The sequence below is a fragment of the Streptomyces caniscabiei genome (assembly GCF_014930365.1).
Taxonomy (GTDB): Bacteria; Actinomycetota; Actinomycetes; order Streptomycetales; family Streptomycetaceae; genus Streptomyces; species Streptomyces caniscabiei.
Genome location: NZ_JABXWI010000014.1, coordinates 19,874 through 38,212, shown reverse-complemented (window position 1 = coordinate 38,212; position 18,339 = coordinate 19,874). Strand labels below are relative to the sequence as shown.

General features: G+C 71.1%; 11 protein-coding genes. 6 read left to right on the top strand and 5 right to left on the bottom strand.

Annotated features, from left to right (window positions below; translation table 11 throughout):
• Positions 1-180: 180 nt before the first annotated feature.
• Positions 181-1,113: an ABC transporter permease gene (locus HW837_RS33770; RefSeq protein ID WP_193381162.1), complete on the top strand. Its 933-nt coding sequence runs from the start codon at positions 181-183 to the stop codon at positions 1,111-1,113.
• Positions 1,106-1,963: an ABC transporter ATP-binding protein gene (locus HW837_RS33765; RefSeq protein ID WP_045560732.1), complete on the top strand. Its 858-nt coding sequence runs from the start codon at positions 1,106-1,108 to the stop codon at positions 1,961-1,963. Before HW837_RS33770 ends, HW837_RS33765 begins: the two co-directional genes overlap by 8 nt.
• Before the next feature lie 89 nt (positions 1,964-2,052).
• Here the strand turns inward: HW837_RS33765 and HW837_RS33760 are convergent, their stop codons facing one another.
• Together HW837_RS33760 and HW837_RS33755 are read right to left on the bottom strand one after the other, a co-directional pair.
• A complete protein-coding gene (locus HW837_RS33760) occupies positions 2,053-3,171 on the bottom strand; it encodes a glycosyltransferase (RefSeq protein WP_193381163.1) in 1,119 nt (372 codons plus the stop codon).
• Complete coding sequence (locus HW837_RS33755; RefSeq protein ID WP_193381164.1) at positions 3,168-6,131, bottom strand: bifunctional glycosyltransferase/CDP-glycerol:glycerophosphate glycerophosphotransferase; 2,964 nt, start codon at positions 6,129-6,131, stop codon at positions 3,168-3,170. Before HW837_RS33755 ends, HW837_RS33760 begins: the two co-directional genes overlap by 4 nt.
• 145 nt (positions 6,132-6,276) lie before the next feature.
• Between HW837_RS33755 and HW837_RS33750 the strand changes: the two genes are divergently transcribed.
• Both HW837_RS33750 and HW837_RS49700 read left to right on the top strand, forming a co-directional pair.
• Positions 6,277-7,320, top strand: a complete 1,044-nt coding sequence (locus HW837_RS33750) for a serine/threonine-protein kinase (protein ID WP_193381165.1) — start codon at positions 6,277-6,279, stop codon at positions 7,318-7,320.
• 326 nt (positions 7,321-7,646) lie between these two features.
• Positions 7,647-9,608, top strand: coding sequence for a serine/threonine-protein kinase (locus tag HW837_RS49700; RefSeq protein WP_305729300.1), 1,962 nt, complete (start codon positions 7,647-7,649; stop codon positions 9,606-9,608).
• An 81-nt stretch (positions 9,609-9,689) separates the two neighbouring features.
• Here HW837_RS49700 and HW837_RS33740 read toward each other — a convergent pair whose 3' ends face one another.
• Positions 9,690-14,663, bottom strand: a complete 4,974-nt coding sequence (locus HW837_RS33740; protein ID WP_193381166.1) for an NAD-glutamate dehydrogenase — start codon at positions 14,661-14,663, stop codon at positions 9,690-9,692.
• A 594-nt stretch (positions 14,664-15,257) separates the two neighbouring features.
• Here HW837_RS33740 and HW837_RS33735 point away from each other — a divergent pair.
• The gene (locus HW837_RS33735) at positions 15,258-15,824 is read left to right on the top strand and encodes a DJ-1/PfpI family protein (protein ID WP_033524942.1); all 567 of its coding nucleotides are present in this window, start codon (positions 15,258-15,260) and stop codon (positions 15,822-15,824) included.
• A gap of 32 nt (positions 15,825-15,856) precedes the next feature.
• Here the strand turns inward: HW837_RS33735 and HW837_RS33730 are convergent, their stop codons facing one another.
• On the bottom strand, positions 15,857-16,525 hold the full coding sequence (locus HW837_RS33730) for an HAD family hydrolase (RefSeq protein WP_045560737.1): 669 nt from the start codon (positions 16,523-16,525) through the stop codon (positions 15,857-15,859).
• A 291-nt stretch (positions 16,526-16,816) separates the two neighbouring features.
• Positions 16,817-17,332 (bottom strand): DUF6912 family protein, encoded by a 516-nt coding sequence (locus HW837_RS33725; protein ID WP_045560738.1) that lies wholly within the window; start codon positions 17,330-17,332, stop codon positions 16,817-16,819.
• A 348-nt stretch (positions 17,333-17,680) separates the two neighbouring features.
• Between HW837_RS33725 and HW837_RS33720 the strand changes: the two genes are divergently transcribed.
• Entirely contained in the window at positions 17,681-18,196 is a 516-nt protein-coding gene (locus HW837_RS33720; protein ID WP_045560739.1) for an Rv3235 family protein, read from the top strand.
• Positions 18,197-18,339: the final 143 nt, after the last annotated feature.

Sequence of the window (18,339 nt, the reverse complement as noted above, 5' to 3'; positions counted from 1 at the left end):
GACGACGAAACGGTTGCGTTCCGACGTCGAATCGGCTTACTCTCGCGTTGCGACGATACGGTCCCGTCCCGACGTAAGAGCAGGGCAAGGGCGACGTAAGAAGCCAAGCCACGACACAGCGCGGCCGCGCACGCGGGACGCCCCCCCCCACCAGCGACCTCACTAGCGAAAGCAGCGGATGTGAGCCAGGTCCTCGACACACCGCCCCCGACCACGGCGGCCACCTCCCGACCCGCCCCCGCCGCCGAGACCCCGGCCCAGCTCGCCGAGCGATACGGCCTCAGCGTCAGCGGGGCCCGCCCCTCGCTCGGCGCGTACGTACGGCAGCTGTGGGCCCGGCGGCACTTCATCACCGCGTTCGCCACGGCGAAGCTGACCGCGCAGTACAGCCAGGCGAAGCTCGGCCAGGTCTGGCAGATCGCGAACCCCCTGCTGAACGCGGCGGTCTACTACCTGATCTTCGGCCTGCTCATGGGCACCAAGAAGGGCGTGCCGGACTACGTCCCGTTCCTCGTGACCGGCGTGTTCGTGTGGACCTTCACCCAGAGCTCGATCATGGCGGGCACCCGGGCGATATCCGGCAGCCTCGGCCTGGTGCGGGCCCTGCACTTCCCCCGGGCCTCGCTGCCCCTGTCCTACTGCCTCCAGCAACTCCAGCAACTGCTGTTCTCGATGGCCGCGCTGCTCGTGATCCTGCTGGCCTTCGGCGTTCCGGTGGCCATGTCCTGGCTGCTGATCGTGCCCGCGCTGACACTGCAGTTCGTGTTCAACGCCGGTGTCGCGATGGTGATGGCGCGGATCGGCGCCAAGACCCCCGACATCTCGCAGCTGATGCCGTTCGTCCTGCGCACCTGGATGTACACCTCGGGCGTGATGTTCAGCATCGACCACATGCTCGCCGACCGGAACATCCCGGCGTTCGTGCATCTGCTGCTGGAGTGCAACCCCGCCGCCGTCTACATCGACCTCATGCGGTTCGCGCTGATCGACAGCTTCCACGGCAGCCAACTGCCGCCGCACGTCTGGGCGATCGCGGCGGGCTGGGCGCTCTTCGCGGGCGTCGGCGGGTTCATCTACTTCTGGAAGGCTGAGGAGACGTACGGCCGTGGCTGACACCGTCATCAACCCCACCGTTCCCGGCACCCGGCGCGAAGCCGATCAGGCCACCGGCCCCGGCACCGCCGTCCCCGAACTCGTCCCGACCGTCGTCGTCGACGGCGTCGACATCGTCTACCGCGTCAACGGCACGGGCGCCGGGCGCGGCACCGCCACCGCCGCGCTCAACCGCATCCTGCGGCGCGAGAAGGCCGAGAAGGCGTCCGGCGTGCGCAAGGTGCACGCCGTGCGGAACGTGTCCTTCACCGCGTACCGGGGTGAGGCCATCGGGCTCATCGGGACCAACGGCTCCGGCAAGTCGACCCTGCTCAAGGCGGTCGCCGGGCTCCTCCCCGTGGAGAACGGGCGCATCTACACCGACGGCCAGCCGTCGCTGCTCGGCGTCAACGCGGCCCTGATGAACGACCTCACGGGCGAGCGGAACGTCCACCTCGGCGGGCTCGCGATGGGCATGTCCCGGGAGCAGGTCAAGGAGCGGTACGAGGAGATCGTCGACTTCTCGGGCATCAACGAGAAGGGGGACTTCATCACGCTCCCCATGCGCACGTACTCCTCCGGCATGGCGGCCCGGTTGCGGTTCTCCATCGCCGCCGCCAAGGACCACGACGTGCTGCTGATCGACGAGGCGCTGGCGACCGGGGACCGCTCCTTCCAGAAGCGGTCCGAGGCCCGGATCCGTGAGCTGCGCAAGCACGCGGGCACGGTGTTCCTCGTCAGCCACAACAACAAGTCGATCCGGGACACGTGCGATCGGGTGCTGTGGCTGGAGCGGGGGGAGCTGCGCATGGACGGGGCGACGGACGAGGTGCTGAAGGAGTACGAAAAGTTCACCGGCGGGAAGAAGTAGGTTTCGCCTGAGAGCTCGGCGGGGCCTGTGGGTCGGCGGGTGCGCGATCGTCGTGGTTGATCGCGCAGTTCCCCGCGCCCCCTCAATGCTCACCTCTCCAGAAAAGTGAACAGGGCCTCCCATCGGTCCACGATCTCCTCCGTGCCGTAGCGGCGGATGTTCTGCCTCGCCTTGTCGCCCATGCGGTCCCGCAGGGTCTTGTCGGTCATCAATCGGTCCAGCTTGCGGGCCAGTTCACCCGTGTTGCCGGGGCGGACCAGGAGGCCGTCCTCGCCGTCGCGCACGATCTCGTGGACGCCGGGCGCGCAGTCGAAGGCGACACAGGGGACCCCCATCGCCATGGCCTCCATCAGGGCGAGCGGGAAGCCCTCGCCCCGGGAGGACAGCGCGAAGACCGAGCCACCGCGCAGCGCGTCCTGCACGTCGTGCGTACGGCCCCTCCAGGACACCGATTCGTCCAGGCCGAGGGCCGTGCACTGCTTCCTGAGGAGTTCCTCGTCCTCGCCGGAGCCGTAGACCAGCAGCGTCCAGTCGGGGTGCCGGGGCGCCACCTCGGCCCAGGTGTCGAGGAGCATGTCGACCCCCTTCTCGTCACTGAGCCGGCCGATGCTGACGACGGCCTTCGCGGTGCGCGGGGACGGCTCGTCCGGCAGCCAGGGCACGGCGTTGGGCAGGTACGAGGCGTTGTTGAGGCCCTGCCCGATCCACAGGTCGGCGTCCTCGCGGGTGAGGACGAGCATGCGGTCGACGTCGCGGTAGTACGTGAGCACCCGCCGGAAGCGTGAGGAGCGGCGCGAGGTCTCGAAGGACTCGTGGCTCATCCCGATGACGGTCAGACCGCCGGTGTCGGCGAGCCTGACCCACTCCATCGCCCACACCTGGGTCACGATGACGACCCCGCCGGGGCGCGCGGCTCGGAACAGGCCGGTCAGCACGGCCGCCCGCTCCCGCATGCTCGCGTCCCGCGCCCGGCCGGGCGGAGGCGGCTGGCCGTCGTACAACCGGGTGGTGGGGTAAGGGAGTTCACCGAGCGGGTGCGGGTCCTCGGGGGTGGTGATCCCGATGACGTGGACGCGGTGGCCCCGCTCGGTGAGGAGACGGGCCAGGTGGTGGGTCCAACTGGTCACCCCGCCCGTCTCGTCGACACTGTTGGACACCAGGAAGACGTCCCGCGCCCCGGTGCCCCCTGCCTCGTCCCGCCCGGTCACGTGCGCCTCCACTCGGAGAAGAACTGGTCGACGACGTCGCGGGCCGCCGTCCCCTTGTCGTACTCGCCGAAGCCGGCCGTGAACCGCTCCCGCGCGGCGGCGTACTTGAGCGTCTGCTCCTCCAGCGAGGAGTCGCGCAGGACGGCGTGCAGCTCGTCCTCCGTGCGCACGATCGGGCCCGGCGCGCGTTCGAGGAGGTCGAAGTAGGTGCCCCGGCCCTCGTGGACGTACTCGTCGTAGTCGTACGTGAAGAAGAACATCGGGCGGTCCAGGAGCGCGTAGTCGAACATCACCGACGAGTAGTCCGTGATCAGCGCGTCCGCGAGGGCGAGGACGGGCGTCACGTCGTGGTGGTCGGACACGTCGACGACCCGGCACCGCACCGACGGCGGGAGCACCACGTGGTTGAGGTAGTGGGCGCGCACGAGCAGCACGTACTCGTCGCCGAAGGTCTCGGCGAAGCGCTCCACGTCGAAGGGGAGGGCGAAGCGGCGCTGTCCCTGGTGGCGGAAGGTGGGGGCGTAGAGCAGGATCTTCTTCTCCGCCGGGATCGCCGAGATCTCCGGGACGCCCAACTCGGCGGCGAGCCGCGCACGCTGGTCCGTCCGGTCCGTCCGGTTCGCCTCCCGGGACCGTGCGAGCGCGTCGTTCCTCGGATAGCCCACCCGCAGCAGCACCTTCTCGCGCAGCCGGAAGGCCTTCGCGAGGGTGCGCACGTCGTGCTCCGAGCGGATCAGGAAGTGGTCGAAGCGGTCCAGGGTGCGCTGCTGTTCGGCCTGCTCGGCGCGGGTCTTGAGCTTCCAGCCGGGCTCGTCGAAGCCCATCCGCTTGAGGGCGGAGCCGTGCCAGGTCTGGACGTAGGTCGTGCCGGGACGCTTGGTCAGCTTCAGCGGGAAGCTCTGGTTGTCGATCCAGAACTCGGCGCGGGCCAGCGCACGCAGATACGGCAGCGACCAGCGCCGCACGAGGGTGGCGTCGGCCGGGAACCCCTCGGGGCGGCCCGTGTACGACCACACCGCCTCGAAGTCGAGACCCTGGCGGCGCATCTCCTCGTAGATCGCCCGGGGGCTGTCGCTGTACTGCCGGCCGAGGTGGCTCTCGAACACCACCAGGCGCCGCTGCCTCGGCATGCGCAGGAAGACCTCGTGATAGAGGCGGATCTTGGCGCCTCCGGAGGTGGCCCTCTTGCGCAGCGCCTTCGCCTTGCGGTAGCCCGACTTGGCGAGTTTGCCGGGTGTGCCGCGGAGTCCCCGGGTGACGAGGACGTTGGCCTTCTTGTCGGGGACCAGCCGGAACGCGAGGTGGCCGCGGGCGGAGATCTGCGGTTCGACCCGGTCGGCGACCAGCCGGGTGAGCCGCGGCCGGACCGGCAGCGCGCCGCCCGTCAGCCCCGGTTCGGCGGCCGTCAGCCGGCTCGTGGTGCGCTCGCCGTCGACATCGAGGTGCAGGCGTACGTCCCACACGGCGTCCACGACGCCCAGCGGGCGGAGCGTCCTGGAGATGTCGACGTCGGCCCGCCAGGTGAGGTACGGACCCTCGTGCCGGACATCGGCGACCGGCACCCGGAAGGTCTGGAAGCGCACGCCGGGGCGCCGGGCGTAGAACTCCAGCGCGGCGGAGAGCCGGGCGCCGGCCGGGATCACCCCGAGCGGATTGGTGACGCGCCCGGCGAGCCGGACACCGCCGCCCCCGGCCTTGCCGGCCCCCGCCCCCGTGCCTTCCGGGTACTGCTCGTACTCCGTCAGCTCGTTGCGCAGGAAGAGCTGGCGGACCGGCCGGGCGTGGTAGCCGAGGTCGGTGACGTCCAGGATCCGGCGGGCGGACTCCCCCTCCTCCCCCGGGGCGTCCAGGTGCTCGGCGCACCAGTAGATCCGCCCGTCGCGCTCGACGAGGGGCGCGGAGACCTTGTCGCGGTTGGTGAGCGTGTCCACGGCCGGCAGCAGGTTGTCCCAGTCGCCCATCCGCAGCAGATACGCGCAGACGGCGTGGATGGGCTCGACCTCGTCGTACGCGGCCGGATCGACCGACGCCAGATAGGCGCGGGCCAGCCCGGCGAACTCCTGGCGATAGGCCGCGTCCCGGAAGGGCAGGTCACGCAGGTGCAGCACCAGGTCGTGCTTGAGGAACTTGACGTCCTTGTGGAACTTCAGCTCCGTCATGCCCTGATCGGCGAGGAGCCGGTCCACCCGGCGGTGGATCTCCATCCGGTGCGCGAAGTTGGCGATCTCGGCCCGCCGGTTGCTGATCGACTTGGACGCCGTCTTCTCGACCACGTTCCAGTCGTAGACCCGGTTGGGGATCAGGGTGATCCGGCGGGCAGCGGCGTACGCCTGGGCGGAGAAGAAGAGGTCCTCGTAGTGGATGCCGACCGGGAACCGCAGCCCGCCCTCGACCAGGAAGTCCCGGCGGTAGCACTTGTTGGTGGACAGGGTGTCGTAGACCAGCAGGTCGGGCAGCTCGGAGACGGAGTCGAGGGTACGGGTGCGGGTGTACAGCCACGGGTACCACGGGACCTCCTTCCGGTTGCGGGTGTCCACGTGGACGCGGACGCAGAGACCGGAGACGAGGTCGGCGCCGGTGCTCTCGGCGGCCTCCAGGAAGTTCCGGCAGGCGTTGCGCTCCAGGACGTCATCACTGTCGAGGAAGACGACGTACTCGCCCCGGGTCTCCCGGATGCCCGCGTTGCGGGGCGCGCCGCAGCCGCCGCTGTTCTCGGGCAGCCGGTACGCGCGCACCCGGTCCGGGTGCTCGGCGGCGAGGCGGGCGGCCACCTCGTAGGAGCCGTCCGTGCTGTGGTCGTCGACGATGACGACCTCGACTCCGCGCAACGTCTGCTCCAGCACCGAGCGGACGGCCGTGGGCAGCCTGGCCTCGTCGTTGTAGACGATCACGACGACGGATACGGCGGGTCGCTGGTCCACGTCCGCGTTCACCCCATCAGTACGGTTCGTTCTGTTCATCACTGTTTCTACCCTCTATAGACCGTGGTGCGGTTGAGGGCCACTTGGGTAGATGTCCCCGGCGGTGCACGGGTTGCCTCACCCGCCTCCGGCCGGCCCGTGCCGCGATACCCTCCGAGGACGGGCTGAGCGGAGGGGGCGGTCGATGCGTGGGGTGGTACCTGAGCCGCTGCGGACGGCGGATCCGCGGGAGATCGCCGGGTATCCGCTGTACGCCCGGATCGGTGAGGGCGGCATGGGGACCGTCTATCTCTCCCGCAGCCGGGGCGGCCAGCCGGTCGCGCTGAAACTGGTCCGCCCGGAGTACGCGGGCAGCCCCGCCTTCCGTGAGCGGTTCGCCCGCGAGGTGGCGGCCGGGCGCCGGGTCTCCGGCTACCACCTGGTGCCGATCGTCGACCACGACGCCGGTGCGGAGCGCCCCTGGCTGGCCACGCACTACGTTCCGGGTGTCCCCCTCGACCAGACGCTGGAGACCCACGGCCCGCTGCCCGTCGCCACGGTCCTGCAACTGCTGGCCTGCGCCGCGTACGCGCTGGACGCCGTGCACACCGCCGGGGTGATCCACCGCGACGTCAAGCCCGCCAACCTGCTGCTGGCCGCCGACGGGCCCTGGCTGCTCGACTTCGGCATCGCCCGCGCGGCGGGCGCGGCGACCCTGACCACCGCCGGACGCCTGATCGGCACCCCGCGCTACATGTCCCCCGAGCACGCCCTCGGCCGCCGGGTCACCTCCGCGTCCGACGTGTTCGCGCTGGGCCTGATCGCCGCGGTAGCCGCCACCGGCAGCCACCCGTACGGGCGCGGCAACCCGCTGGCCATCGCCACGCGCATCGCCGCCACGGACGTCACCCCGCCCGCGCTGGACGGCATCGGCCGCCCCCTCGTGGACGTCATCCGGCGCTGCCTCACCGCCGACCCGGCCTCCCGCCCCTCCGCGGCGGCCGTGGCCGAGCACTGCGCGGGGGCGGCCCGCCGGGACGTCCGCGACTTCGCGGGCTGGCTGCCGGCGCCGGTCGCCACGTCGGTGACCATCATCGAGACCGCCTTCCGCACGCTGTCCCTGACGGAGGCGCCGACGGCCCCGGCCCCCCACATCTCGGAGGCCCCGACGGCCCGCCGCGTCCCGCCGACGGCACCGATCACTGTGCGGGACGAGGAGTGGAGGCGCCGGGTGCGCCGGGAGCCGTGACCCTCCGGGGGGTGCCGGGTGCGTCGTCGGCTGCCGGCCCGGTGGGGCTTCTCGCGCAGTTCCCCGCGCCCCTGAAAAGCAGGGGCTGCGCCCCGTGCGTTTCAGGCCCGCAGGGCCGTGGTCTTTCAGGCCCGCAGGGCCGTGGTCTTTTCAGGCCCGCAGGGGCCTGGTCTTTTAGGGGCGCGGGGAACTGCGCGAGAAGCCCCACGCACCCGCACCCGCCATCGCACCCGAACCCCCGACCCATGAGGCGCCCTCATTTCCCCGGGAACCGCAACACCCACCCCAAGTGTCATAAGTGCCGTATAAGCTTCGGACCGCTCCAAGTGCCCGCACCGGCACAGGAGTTCGGCACCGCACCGGGGGAGGCTCCCATCAGCACCAGCACCGGCGACATCCTGAGCCCTCTGGGACCGCAGGACCCACGAGAGACGGCCGGCTACCACTTGCAGGCCCGCATCGGCGAGGGCGGCATGGGCACGGTCTACCTGTCGCACACCCGCGGCGGTCAGCCCGTCGCCCTGAAGGTCATCCGCCGTGAGTACGGCCAGGACGCCGACTTCCGCCGCCGCTTCGAGCAGGAGGTCCAGGCCGCCCGCCGCGTGCAGGGCTACCACATCGTCCCGGTCGTCGACCACGACACCACCGGCGAACTGCCCTGGCTGGCCTCGGCGTTCATCGCCGGCATCCCCCTGCACGACGCCCTGGTCGCCTTCGGCCCGCTCCCCCTGCCCGCCGTCTTCCAGCTCGTCGGCTGCGCGGCCCGCGCCCTCACCTCCATCCACGCGGCCGGAGTCATCCACCGCGACCTCAAGCCCAGCAACATCCTGCTGGGCTCCCAGGGCCCGTACGTCATCGACTTCGGCATCGCCCGCGCCGCCGACGCCACCCATCTGACCCAGTCCGGCGGCCTGATCGGCACCCCGCAGTACATGTCGCCGGAACACGCGCTCGGCGAGCAGGTCACCCCGGCCACCGACGTCTTCTCGCTCGGCCTGATCGCGGCGGTCGCCGCCACCGGACGCCACCCCTACGGCGACGGCGGCGCCATCACCATCGCCGCGCAGATCGCCAACACCTCCCAGCGCCCGCCCCGGCTCGACGGGTACGACGACCGGTTGCGCCCCCTGCTGGAGCGCTGCCTCACCGCCGACCCGGCCGAGCGCGTCGGCACGGAGGAACTGGCCGCGCTCTGCCAGGAGTCGGCGGGCCGGGACCTCGGCGACTTCACCGGCTGGCTCCCGGCACCGCTCACCGCCGAGGTCGCCCGCCGCGAGCAGTCCGCCCAGGCCCCGCCCCCGACGGCGGCACCCCAGATGCCGGCCGCGCCCCCGGCCACCGCCCCGGCGGCTCCCGCGCCCCCGCCCCACGACCCGACGGCCCAGGGCCACGCGTACGCCCAGGGCACCACCCAGGGCGTACCCCAGGCGACCCCGACACCCCCGCCGACCGGCTTCGGACCGCCGGCCCAGGGCCAGGCCCCGACCCCCGGCTACGGCTATCCGCCCCCGGCCACCGGCACCTACAACCTCAGCCCGCAGGGCCCCGCCCCCACCCCGGTCCCGCCCAAGAAGAGCCGCCGCGGCCTGAAGGCGGCCCTGGTCGCCCTGGCCCTGGTCCTCGTGGCAGGCTCCGGCGCGGCCGCCGCCGTGTACGTGATGGGCGGCGAGCAGGACGACAGCAAGAACACCGCGAGCAACGACACCAAGGACAGCGGCAAGAAGGACGGTGCCGACGGCGACAACGGCGCCACCACACCGAGCCCGTCCCCGACGAAGGCCGACACCGGCTCCGACACCGGCTCCGGCGACCAAGGCGGCGAAGGGGACGGAACAGACCCGAGCGGCACCCCCTCCATCCCCGCGAACGCCCAGTACACGGTGGTCTTCGAAGGCAAGTCCTTCACACTCCGCACGCCCGCGGGCTCGGCCTACGTCAACGTCGACTTCGACAAGCCGGAGGTCGACACCGAGGACGAGATGGTCGACACCCTGAAGGACATGTACCTCGACAACAGCTACTGGTACTTCGACACGACCATGGGCAAGAGCGCGGGCACCACGCCCCAGGAGTGCGCCGAGGGCACGGGAACCGATGTGCTGCCCTCCAGCCTGGACTCCGGTGCCTTCGGTGAGGAGGCGGAGATCGACAAGGGCGTCAGGCTCTGCACGGTCACCAAGCAGGGCAACCTCGCCATGTACGAGATCACCGGGATGACTCCGGGCGAGTACAGCTGGGAAGTCCCCACGGTGCAGGGCAAGCTGACCCTCTGGGAGATCACCGAGTAGCCCCGGCGGCACATACGGAAGGGGGCGCCCCAGAGCCTGGGGGCGCCCCCTTCGCCGTACCGCTAGGAGTTCGCCGTACCGCTAGGAGTGCGAGCGCAGCAGCGTGCGCATCGTCCGCATCGCCACCGACAGGTTGGCGAGGTCGAACGCGTCGGAGCCCTGGATCTCCTCCAGGGTCGTCCGCGCCCGGCCCAGCAGTGCCGCGTTCTTCTGCTCCCACAGCTTGAAGCGCTGCTCCGGCGTGGAGGTGCCGTTGCCCGCCGAGAGGACCTCGGCGGTGAGGGAGGCGTGGGCGGCGTAGAGGTCCTCGCGGATCGCCGCGCGGGCCATCGACTGCCAGCGGTCCGCGCGCGGCAGCTCGATGATGCGGTCCATGAGCTGGGTGATGCGCAGCCGGTCGGCGAGGTCGTAGTACACCTCGGCGACCTCCATCGGCGTGCGGCCGACCCGGTCGGCGACCGCGACGATGTCGAGCGTCGGGAAGGCCGAGGAGAAGCCCGCGACCCGCGTGGCCAGCTCCTCCGGGACCCCGCCGCCCGTCAGCTCGTCGTAGATCTGCTGGTACCACTCCAGGTCCGCGCCGCGCAGCAGCTTGGGCAGCTCGCCCCAGACCAGGCGCACGCCCTCGGAGAAGAACGCGATGGTCCCGCTGAGCTCCAGCGGCTGCGGCCGGTTGTTGAGCAGCCAGCGCGTGCCGCGCTCGACCAGGCGGCGGGAGTGCAGCCGGATCCGGGTCTGGACGGCAGCGTCGACCGTGTTGTCCAGGCCCTCGACCGCGTCCCACACCGCACCCGAGCCGAAGATCGCGCGGGAGGCGGTCTGCGCCCGGACGATCTCCTCCAGCGAGGCCCCGGTCTCCTCGCGCAGCCGGTGCAGGAAGCTCGTACCGCCCGTGTTGACCGTGTCGTTGACCAGCAGGGTCGTGACGATCTCACGGCTCAGCGGGTGGCTGTCGACATGCTCGGGGAACCGTTCGTGCAGCGCGGCCGGGAAGTACGCGTGCAGCAGCTTGCGCAGGTACGGGTCGTCGGGCAGCGAGGTGTGCAGCAGTTCCTCGGCGACGGTGATCTTCGTGTACGCGAGGAGGACGGCCGTCTCGGGACCGGTCAGGCCGTGCCCGGTGTTGAGGCGCTCACGGATCTGCCGGTCGGTGGGCAGGAATTCGAGCGCCCGGTCGAGGTGGCCCTCCCTGACCAGGTGGCGCATGAAGCGCTGCTGGGCGTGGAGCATGTCCGAGGACTGGGCGAGGGCGTTGGCGATCGCCGTGTTCTGCGCGTAGTTGTTGCGCAGGACGAGCCGGCCGACCTCGTCGGTCATCTCGGCGAGCAGCTTGTTGCGCTGCTTGACCGTCATGTCCCCGTCGGTGACCAGGCCGTTCAGCAGGATCTTGATGTTCACCTCGTGGTCGGAGGTGTCCACGCCCGCGCTGTTGTCGATGGCGTCGGTGTTGACCCGCCCGCCGGACTGCGCGAACTCGATCCGGCCCAGCTGGGTCAGCCCGAGGTTGCCGCCCTCACCGACGACCTGGACCCGGAGGTCCCGCCCGTCGACCCTGATGGCGTCGTTGGCCTTGTCGCCGACGTCGGCGTGCGACTCCGTCGACGCCTTCACGTACGTGCCGATGCCGCCGTTCCACAGCAGGTCGACCGGCGCCTTGAGGATGGCCTTCATCAGGTCGGCCGGGGTCATCTTGGCGATCTTGTCCTCGATGCCGAGGACGTCCCGGATGTGGGCGTTGATCGGGATCGCCTTGGCGGTGCGCGGGAAGACGCCGCCGCCGGTGGAGATCAGGTCGGTGTCGTAGTCGGCCCAGCTGGAGCGGGGCAGCTCGAAGACGCGGCGGCGCTCGGCGTAGGAGGTGGCCGCGTCGGGGCTGGGGTCGATGAAGATGTGCCGGTGGTCGAAGGCGGCGACCAGCCGGATGTGCTCGCTGAGCAGCATGCCGTTGCCGAACACGTCGCCGGACATGTCACCGATGCCGACGACCGTGAAGTCCTCGGCCTGCGTGTCGACCCCCAGCTCCCGGAAGTGCCGCTTGACCGACTCCCAGGCGCCGCGGGCGGTGATGCCCATGCCCTTGTGGTCGTAGCCGGCCGAGCCACCGGAGGCGAAGGCGTCCCCGAGCCAGAAGTTGTAGCTCTCGGCGACCTGGTTGGCGATGTCGGAGAAGGTCGCGGTGCCCTTGTCTGCGGCGACGACGAGATAGGTGTCGTCCTCGTCGTGCCGGACGACGTCCGCCGGAGGCACGACCTCGCCCGCGACCATGTTGTCGGTGATGTCGAGCAGCGCGGAGATGAAGGTCTTGTAGCTGCGGATGCCCTCGGCCAGCCAGGCGTCCCGGTCCACCGACGGGTCGGGCAGCTGCTTGGCGACGAAGCCGCCCTTGGCGCCGACGGGCACGATGACGGTGTTCTTCACCATCTGCGCCTTGACCAGGCCCAGGATCTCGGTCCGGAAGTCCTCACGCCGGTCGGACCAGCGCAGCCCACCGCGGGCGACCTTCCCGAACCTGAGGTGCACGCCCTCGACGCGCGGCGAGTACACCCAGATCTCGAACGCCGGTCGCGGCGCCGGGAGGTCGGGGATGGCCTGCGGGTCGAACTTCATGGAGACGTAGTCGTGCGGCTTGCCGCCGGCCGCCTCCTGGAAGAAGTTCGTGCGCAGCGTCGCCTTGATGACGGTGAGGAAGGACCGCAGGATCCGGTCCTCGTCGAGGGACGCCACCTGGTCGAGCGCCGCGTCGACCTCTTCGAGGAGCGCGTCGACGATCTCCCGGCCCGCCCGCTGGCGGTCCGGCGACATCCGCGCCTCGAACAGCGACACGAGCAACCGGGTGGTGTGGACGTTGTCGCGGAGGGTGTCCTCCATGTAGTCCTGGCTGAAGGTGGACCCGGCCTGCCGCAGGTACTTGGCGTACGCGCGCAGCACCATGGCCTGCCGCCAGGTGAGCCCGGCGCTCAGCACGAGCGCGTTGAACCCGTCGTTCTCGGCCTGCCCGGTCCAGGTGGCGGCGAACGCCTCCTGCACCCGCTCCCGGGCGTCGTCCCCGGCGTGGTCCACGCTTCCGGCCTGCGCCCTCGGCATGCGCAGCCCGAAGTCGTAGATCCACGCGGTCGTCCGGTCCGAGCAGCGCAGCTCGTACGGCCGTTCGTCGATGACCTCGACGCCGATGCGGTTGAGGACGGGCAGCACCGCGGAGAGCGAGACCGAGCCGCCCTTGCGGTAGATCTTGAAGCGGCGCTCGTCGGGCGCGGCGCCCACCGGCTCGTACAGGCTGAGCTCGAAGTCCTCGTCCTGGTCGAGCGCTTCGAGGCGGCAGAGGTCGGCGACGGCGGAGCGGGGGTTGTGGTCGGCCTTGTACCCCTCGGGGATGGCGTTCGCGTACTTGCGCAGCATCTCGGCGGCGCGTTCCTCGCCGACCTCGGCGTTGAGCGCCTCGGCGAACCCGTCGGACCAGGAGCGGGCGGCCTCGACGAGCTTGGCCTCCAGGCGGTCCTTGTCGGCGTCGCTGAGGTGCGGCAGTTCGGTGCCCGGCTCGACGCGGACCACGAAGTGCAGCCGGGAGAGGATCGATTCGGTGTTCCACGCGGTGAAGTCGACGCTGGTGCCGCCCAGTTCCTCCTTCAGGATGTCGATGATCCTGAGGCGTACGCCGGTGGTGTAGCGGTCGCGCGGGAGGTAGACGAGGGCGGAGTAGTAGCGCCCGTACTCGTCCTGGCGCAGGTAGAGCCGCAGCCGCCGGCGCTCCTGGAGGTAGAGCACGGAGGTGACGATGGACCGCAGCTCGTCGGCCGAGGTCTGGAACAGTTCGTCGCGCGGGTAGGTCTCCAGGATCTGGAGGAGGTCGCGCCCGTCGTGGCTGTTGGGTGAGAATCCGGCGCCCCGCAGGACGTCCTCGACCTTGCGGCGGACGACGGGAACCCGGCGCACGGACTCGGTGTAGGCGGCGGAGGAGAACAGTCCGAGGAAGCGCCGCTCGCCGATCACGTTCCCCTCGGCGTCGAACTTCTTCACGCCCACGTAGTCGAGGTAGGACGGCCGGTGGACGGTGGCCCGGCTGTTGGCCTTCGTCAGGACGAGGATCTTGTGTTCTCGGGCCTTGGCGCGGGCGTCGGCGGGCAGCCGCTCGAAGGAGGAGCTGACGGGATGCTGGTCCTGCCCGGCGTGGTGCGGGTCGGAGCGCAGGATGCCGAGGCCGGTACCGGCGACGGCGGCGAGCGAGTCGTCCTCGCGCAGCTCGTACTCGCGGTAGCCGAGGAAGGTGAAGTGGTCGTCGGCGAGCCAGCGCAGCAGCTCGCGGGCCTCCTCGACCTCCTCTCCGCGCAGGTCGTCGGCGGTGTGCTCGCCGGGCAGCCCGTCGGCGATCCGGACCGCCGCCTCCCGCATCTTCTCCCAGTCCTCGACGGCCTCGCGGACGTCGGACAGGACGCGCAGCAGGTCGTTGTTGATCTGCTTGAGGTCCGCCCGGTCGGTCTCGCGGTCGATCTCGACGTGGATCCAGGACTCGACGTGCGCGTCGTGCGGCAGCGTCTCCCCGGCGGCCACGGCCGCGGCCGCCGCGGCGACGGCTGCGGGGTCGATGATCAGCTCGACGAGCTTGCCGGTGACGTCCCGCCGGACGACGACCTGGGGGTGGATGACGACGTGGATCCCGCGTCCCTGGCGTGACAGCTCGTTGGTCACGGAGTCGACGAGGAAGGGCATGTCGTCGGTGACGACCTCGACGACGGAGTGGCTGCACGTCCAGCCGTTCTCCTCGACGGTCGGGGTGTGGACCCGCACGTTGGCCGTGCCCTGGGGGCGGTTCTCGGCCAGTCGGTAGTGGGAGTGGGCGGCTCCGAAGACGTCGACCGGGTCGCGGCCGCTCAGGTCCTCCGGGGCGGTGTGCAGGTAGTAGCGCTGGAGGAACGCGAGCACGGTCTCCCGGTCGGGGATGTCGGACGTACTCTCGCTCGTCGTCCCAGTCGGTAGATACCCCCCGACCGGGCTGTTCTCAGCTACCCGGGCGGCCCGTTCGAGCAGCTCGGCCTTGGCTTCGTCCAGCTTGGTCTGCATTGTCCTCTGGCTCCTGTCGCGCGCCGTTGCGTGACGTAGAAGGAAGTACGAACTCGTCCCCTCCGAAGCGCCACCACGACACGGGGTGTCCGGTCTGTCTCGACGCTATGCCGCAGGGTGAGATGAGCGGGGGGTAATCAGCCATTCTCGGTACCCGGCAGAGGTGTGACGCTGCTCTCGGCACCGTCCGCCCCCTGGGTGCACCCGGCGTCCCGGGAGCCGTCGTGGCTCCCTCCCGCCCGCGAGGACCAGCGACCGCCGCCCGGCCACGGATGTCGTCCGTGCTCACCGGGCGCAGGGCAGGGACGACGACGTCCCCGCGAGCTATCGCGCTGATCACGCCACAAGGCTATCCCTCCGGACGGGGGGCACGTCATGAGCCGTATGTGTACAAAACAGGGGGGCGAACTTTGACGTTCTGCACAGTACCCATCGCGCACTTTTGAGCTTACCTCCGCGCAACCGAGCTTATACGCGCTTTCGCCGCACCCCGCACCCGCACACCCCCTTGGCAAACCTCCGCCCCGGATGCACGTTGCCCAGGAAGCCATAGCCTGACGAAGGAAGCCCTGCGGTACCGAGGGGAGCCCCACCATGACGGCCAAGATCCTGATCGTGACCGGCGACGCGGCGGAGTCGCTGGAGGTCCTCTATCCCTACCAGCGCCTCCGTGAGGAGGGCTACGAGGTCGACATCGCCGCCCCCAGCCGCAAGACGCTCCGCTTCGTGGTCCACGACTTCGAACCGGGCTACGACACCTACACCGAGAAGCCCGGCTACACCTGGCCCGCCGACCTGGCGTTCTCCGAGGTCGACCCCGGCCAGTACGTCGCCGTCGTCGTCCCAGGCGGCCGGGCCCCGGAGTACCTCCGCAACGACCCCGAGCTGCGCAAGATCCTTAAGTCGTTCTTCGACACCGACAAGCCGGTCGCCCAGATCTGCCACGGGCCGCTGCTGACCGCCGCCGTGGACGCGCTCTCGGGCCGCCGCGTCACCGCGTACCCCGCCCTCGAACTCGACATGCAGGCCGCCGGCGCCACCTTCCAGGACGCCGAGACCGTCGTCGACGGCACCCTCGTCTCCGCCCGCGCCTGGCCGGACCACTCCGGCTGGATGCGGGAGTTCCTCACGGTGCTCCGGGCGAAGGCGCCGGTGACATAGACGCGGGCGGCGGGCGGGCCAGGTCGGTGGGGTCAGGCGGCGAGCCGCTCGGCCTCGGCGACGGCCTCCTCCAGGGTGTCCACGACGGGGGCGCCGACCCCCTCCAGGCTGGCGCGGCTGTGCGAACCCCCGGTGTAGAGCACGGCCTGCGCGCCGACGTGCCGGGCGGCGACCGCATCGTCGGCGGCGTCCCCGATCACCACGGTCCGTCTCGGCTCCACCCCCACGAGCCGACGCAGATGCCGCACCATGTGCTCGGCCTTGCTGCCGCCGGAGGGACCGGTACGCCCGTCGACCCGCACGAAATGCGGCTCGATCCCGAAGCCGCGCACCAGCGGAACCAGCTCCTCGTGCGCGTACATGCTGAGGATCGACTGGCTGCGCCCGGCCGAACCCCAGTCCGTCAGCAGACCCGGCACGCCCGCGGTCAACCCGCACACGACCCGGTGCTCGGCGTAGTACCGGTGGAAGACCACGTCCATGGCCTCCCACTCCTCGTCCGTGGGCAGCCGCCCTATCAACCGCTCGTAGAACTTCGGCACGGGTACGCAATACAGCTCCCGGTACCGCTCCAGCGTGATCGGCTCGATCCCCAACTCCGCGAACGCCGCGTTCGTCGCCCCGATGATCGCCTCGTTGTCATGGAACAGGGTCCCGTTCCAGTCCCAGACGATGTGCGCCCCGACTCCGTTCATCCCCATACCGAAAACGTACCCCTCACCACCGACAACCCAGTCCTGCCCGCCCACGGCCGTGGCCGTACTTAGCCGGCGGGCACCGCTGCCGACTTGCCTTCAGGCACCGCTGCCGACCTGTCTGCGGGCAGTCGTGCCGCTGGGGCGATGGGGGCACCTCCCGCTCGAGCGAAGCCGAGAGTGGGGGAGGGTGGGCGCAGGCGGCACCCGGCAAGCGCCGGCGAGCGAAACCCACCCCCGCCCAGCCCCAGGCGCCGCACACCAACCCGCCAAGAAGCTCACCGCACCCCGAACCGGTCAGCCCCCGAGCCCCACCAGGTTCGGAATCTCCTGCGTCGCGTACCAGAGCAGCTCATGATCATCCGCCCCGTCCACGATGAACTGCGCGTCGTCGTCCCCCTGATCCGCCGCCCCCAGCGCATCCGCGGCCTCCCCCACCTCCCCCTCGGCCTCCACCGAGTCGACATGCACCGCCGCGGCCTTGCTCAACGGCACGGGCCCCGCCACCCGCACCTCCCCGAGCGCCACCGGATCGAGCCCCCGATCGGGATCGGCCACCGCGTCCCGGTCGGCCACGTCCACGGCCACCACGACCCGCCGCCGCGCCGCCCCCGGATCCATGGCCACCAGTCGCAAGGACGCGAGCGCCGCCCGGTTCAGCGCCGCGTACTCCAACTCCTCGATGTCGTCGGACAGATACCACTCCCGCAGCGCGGGGGTGACGGCGTACGCGACGAACGACCCCTCCCCCAGCTCACCCGTCTTGTACGCCTCGGCGAGCCCGGGAAGGGTCAGGGGGACGTAGACGCGCATGGCAGTCCGCTTTCGTAGTCGTGTTCTCGGTTCACGCCGGAGCACCTCGACCCAGGTCGACGGTCCCCGCGAAGCCTCCAAAGGACCTTCAGGATACGTGCGGGCGTCCCCTATCGAGCCCCCGCCCGACCCCCCGCGGGCGTCCACCCCGGACCCGCCGCCTCACCCGGTACAACCCCGCACCACCGGGCCCGACGCCCCTCCCCGTCACCCTGATAGGTGAACTTTTCGCGGCCCCCGCCGACCCCCCGCGCTCCCTTGCGAGCGCCCCCTCGGCCCTCGTACAAGATCCCCAACGCCAAGTTACCGACCGGTACCCGCGGCCTCACCGACGAACGGGGATCCCCCATGAACAAGGTCATGACCAGGACCAAGCGCCACCCCGGCACCCGCCCGCCCGTCCGCCACGACCCCCGCCGCCCCGGCCGCACCCCGGCCCGCACGACCCCGGGAGCCGGCCGCCTCGCCACACCCCACCGCCCGGCACCCGTGCCCACGCCCCTCCCCGACCCGGTCCCCCAGCCCCGCCCCACCGACCGCTTCGCCGACCTCCTCCTCGCCGTGCTCAGCGGCCGCCGCCCGGTCCACAGCATGCTGCGCCACACCGCGGGAAGGGCCTACGACGAACTGGCCCGGCTCGCCGAGCGCGGCCCCCTGCGCAGCCCTCAGGGCGCCCACCCGGTCGTCCGGGACATCGGCTACTACGTGGCGGCCCCGGGCGCCCTGGAGGTCTTCGCGCGCATCGGCGCGGGCGACCGCACCCGCGCCATGGCCTTCCGCCTGGAACACGGCCCCGACCACCGCTGGCGCTGCACAGCGCTGGAACTCGACGGCCCGAGGCTCCCCCACCCGCACGACGACTGAGCCCCGCCCACAGCCACAACCGCGCCCACCCGCCCCCGCCTCCGCCCCTGCCGGGCCGAGACACACGAAGGGCCAGGCACCCGAAGATGCCCGGCCCTTCACTGCCTCACGGCGTGCTCTTCACCGCGCGCCCCGCACAGAAC

What these genes read in the sequence shown, in the direction of transcription:
- HW837_RS33735 (WP_033524942.1), top strand. Translation starts at nt 15,258, where the DNA reads ATGACGGCCAAGATCCTGATCGTGACCGGCGACGCGGCGGAGTCGCTG.
- HW837_RS33750 (WP_193381165.1), top strand. Translation starts at nt 6,277, where the DNA reads ATGCGTGGGGTGGTACCTGAGCCGCTGCGGACGGCGGATCCGCGGGAG.
- HW837_RS33755 (WP_193381164.1), bottom strand. Translation starts at nt 6,131, where the DNA reads ATGAACAGAACGAACCGTACTGATGGGGTGAACGCGGACGTGGACCAG.
- HW837_RS33730 (WP_045560737.1), bottom strand. Translation starts at nt 16,525, where the DNA reads ATGGGGATGAACGGAGTCGGGGCGCACATCGTCTGGGACTGGAACGGG.
- HW837_RS33720 (WP_045560739.1), top strand. Translation starts at nt 17,681, where the DNA reads ATGAACAAGGTCATGACCAGGACCAAGCGCCACCCCGGCACCCGCCCG.
- HW837_RS33740 (WP_193381166.1), bottom strand. Translation starts at nt 14,663, where the DNA reads ATGCAGACCAAGCTGGACGAAGCCAAGGCCGAGCTGCTCGAACGGGCC.
- HW837_RS33725 (WP_045560738.1), bottom strand. Translation starts at nt 17,332, where the DNA reads ATGCGCGTCTACGTCCCCCTGACCCTTCCCGGGCTCGCCGAGGCGTAC.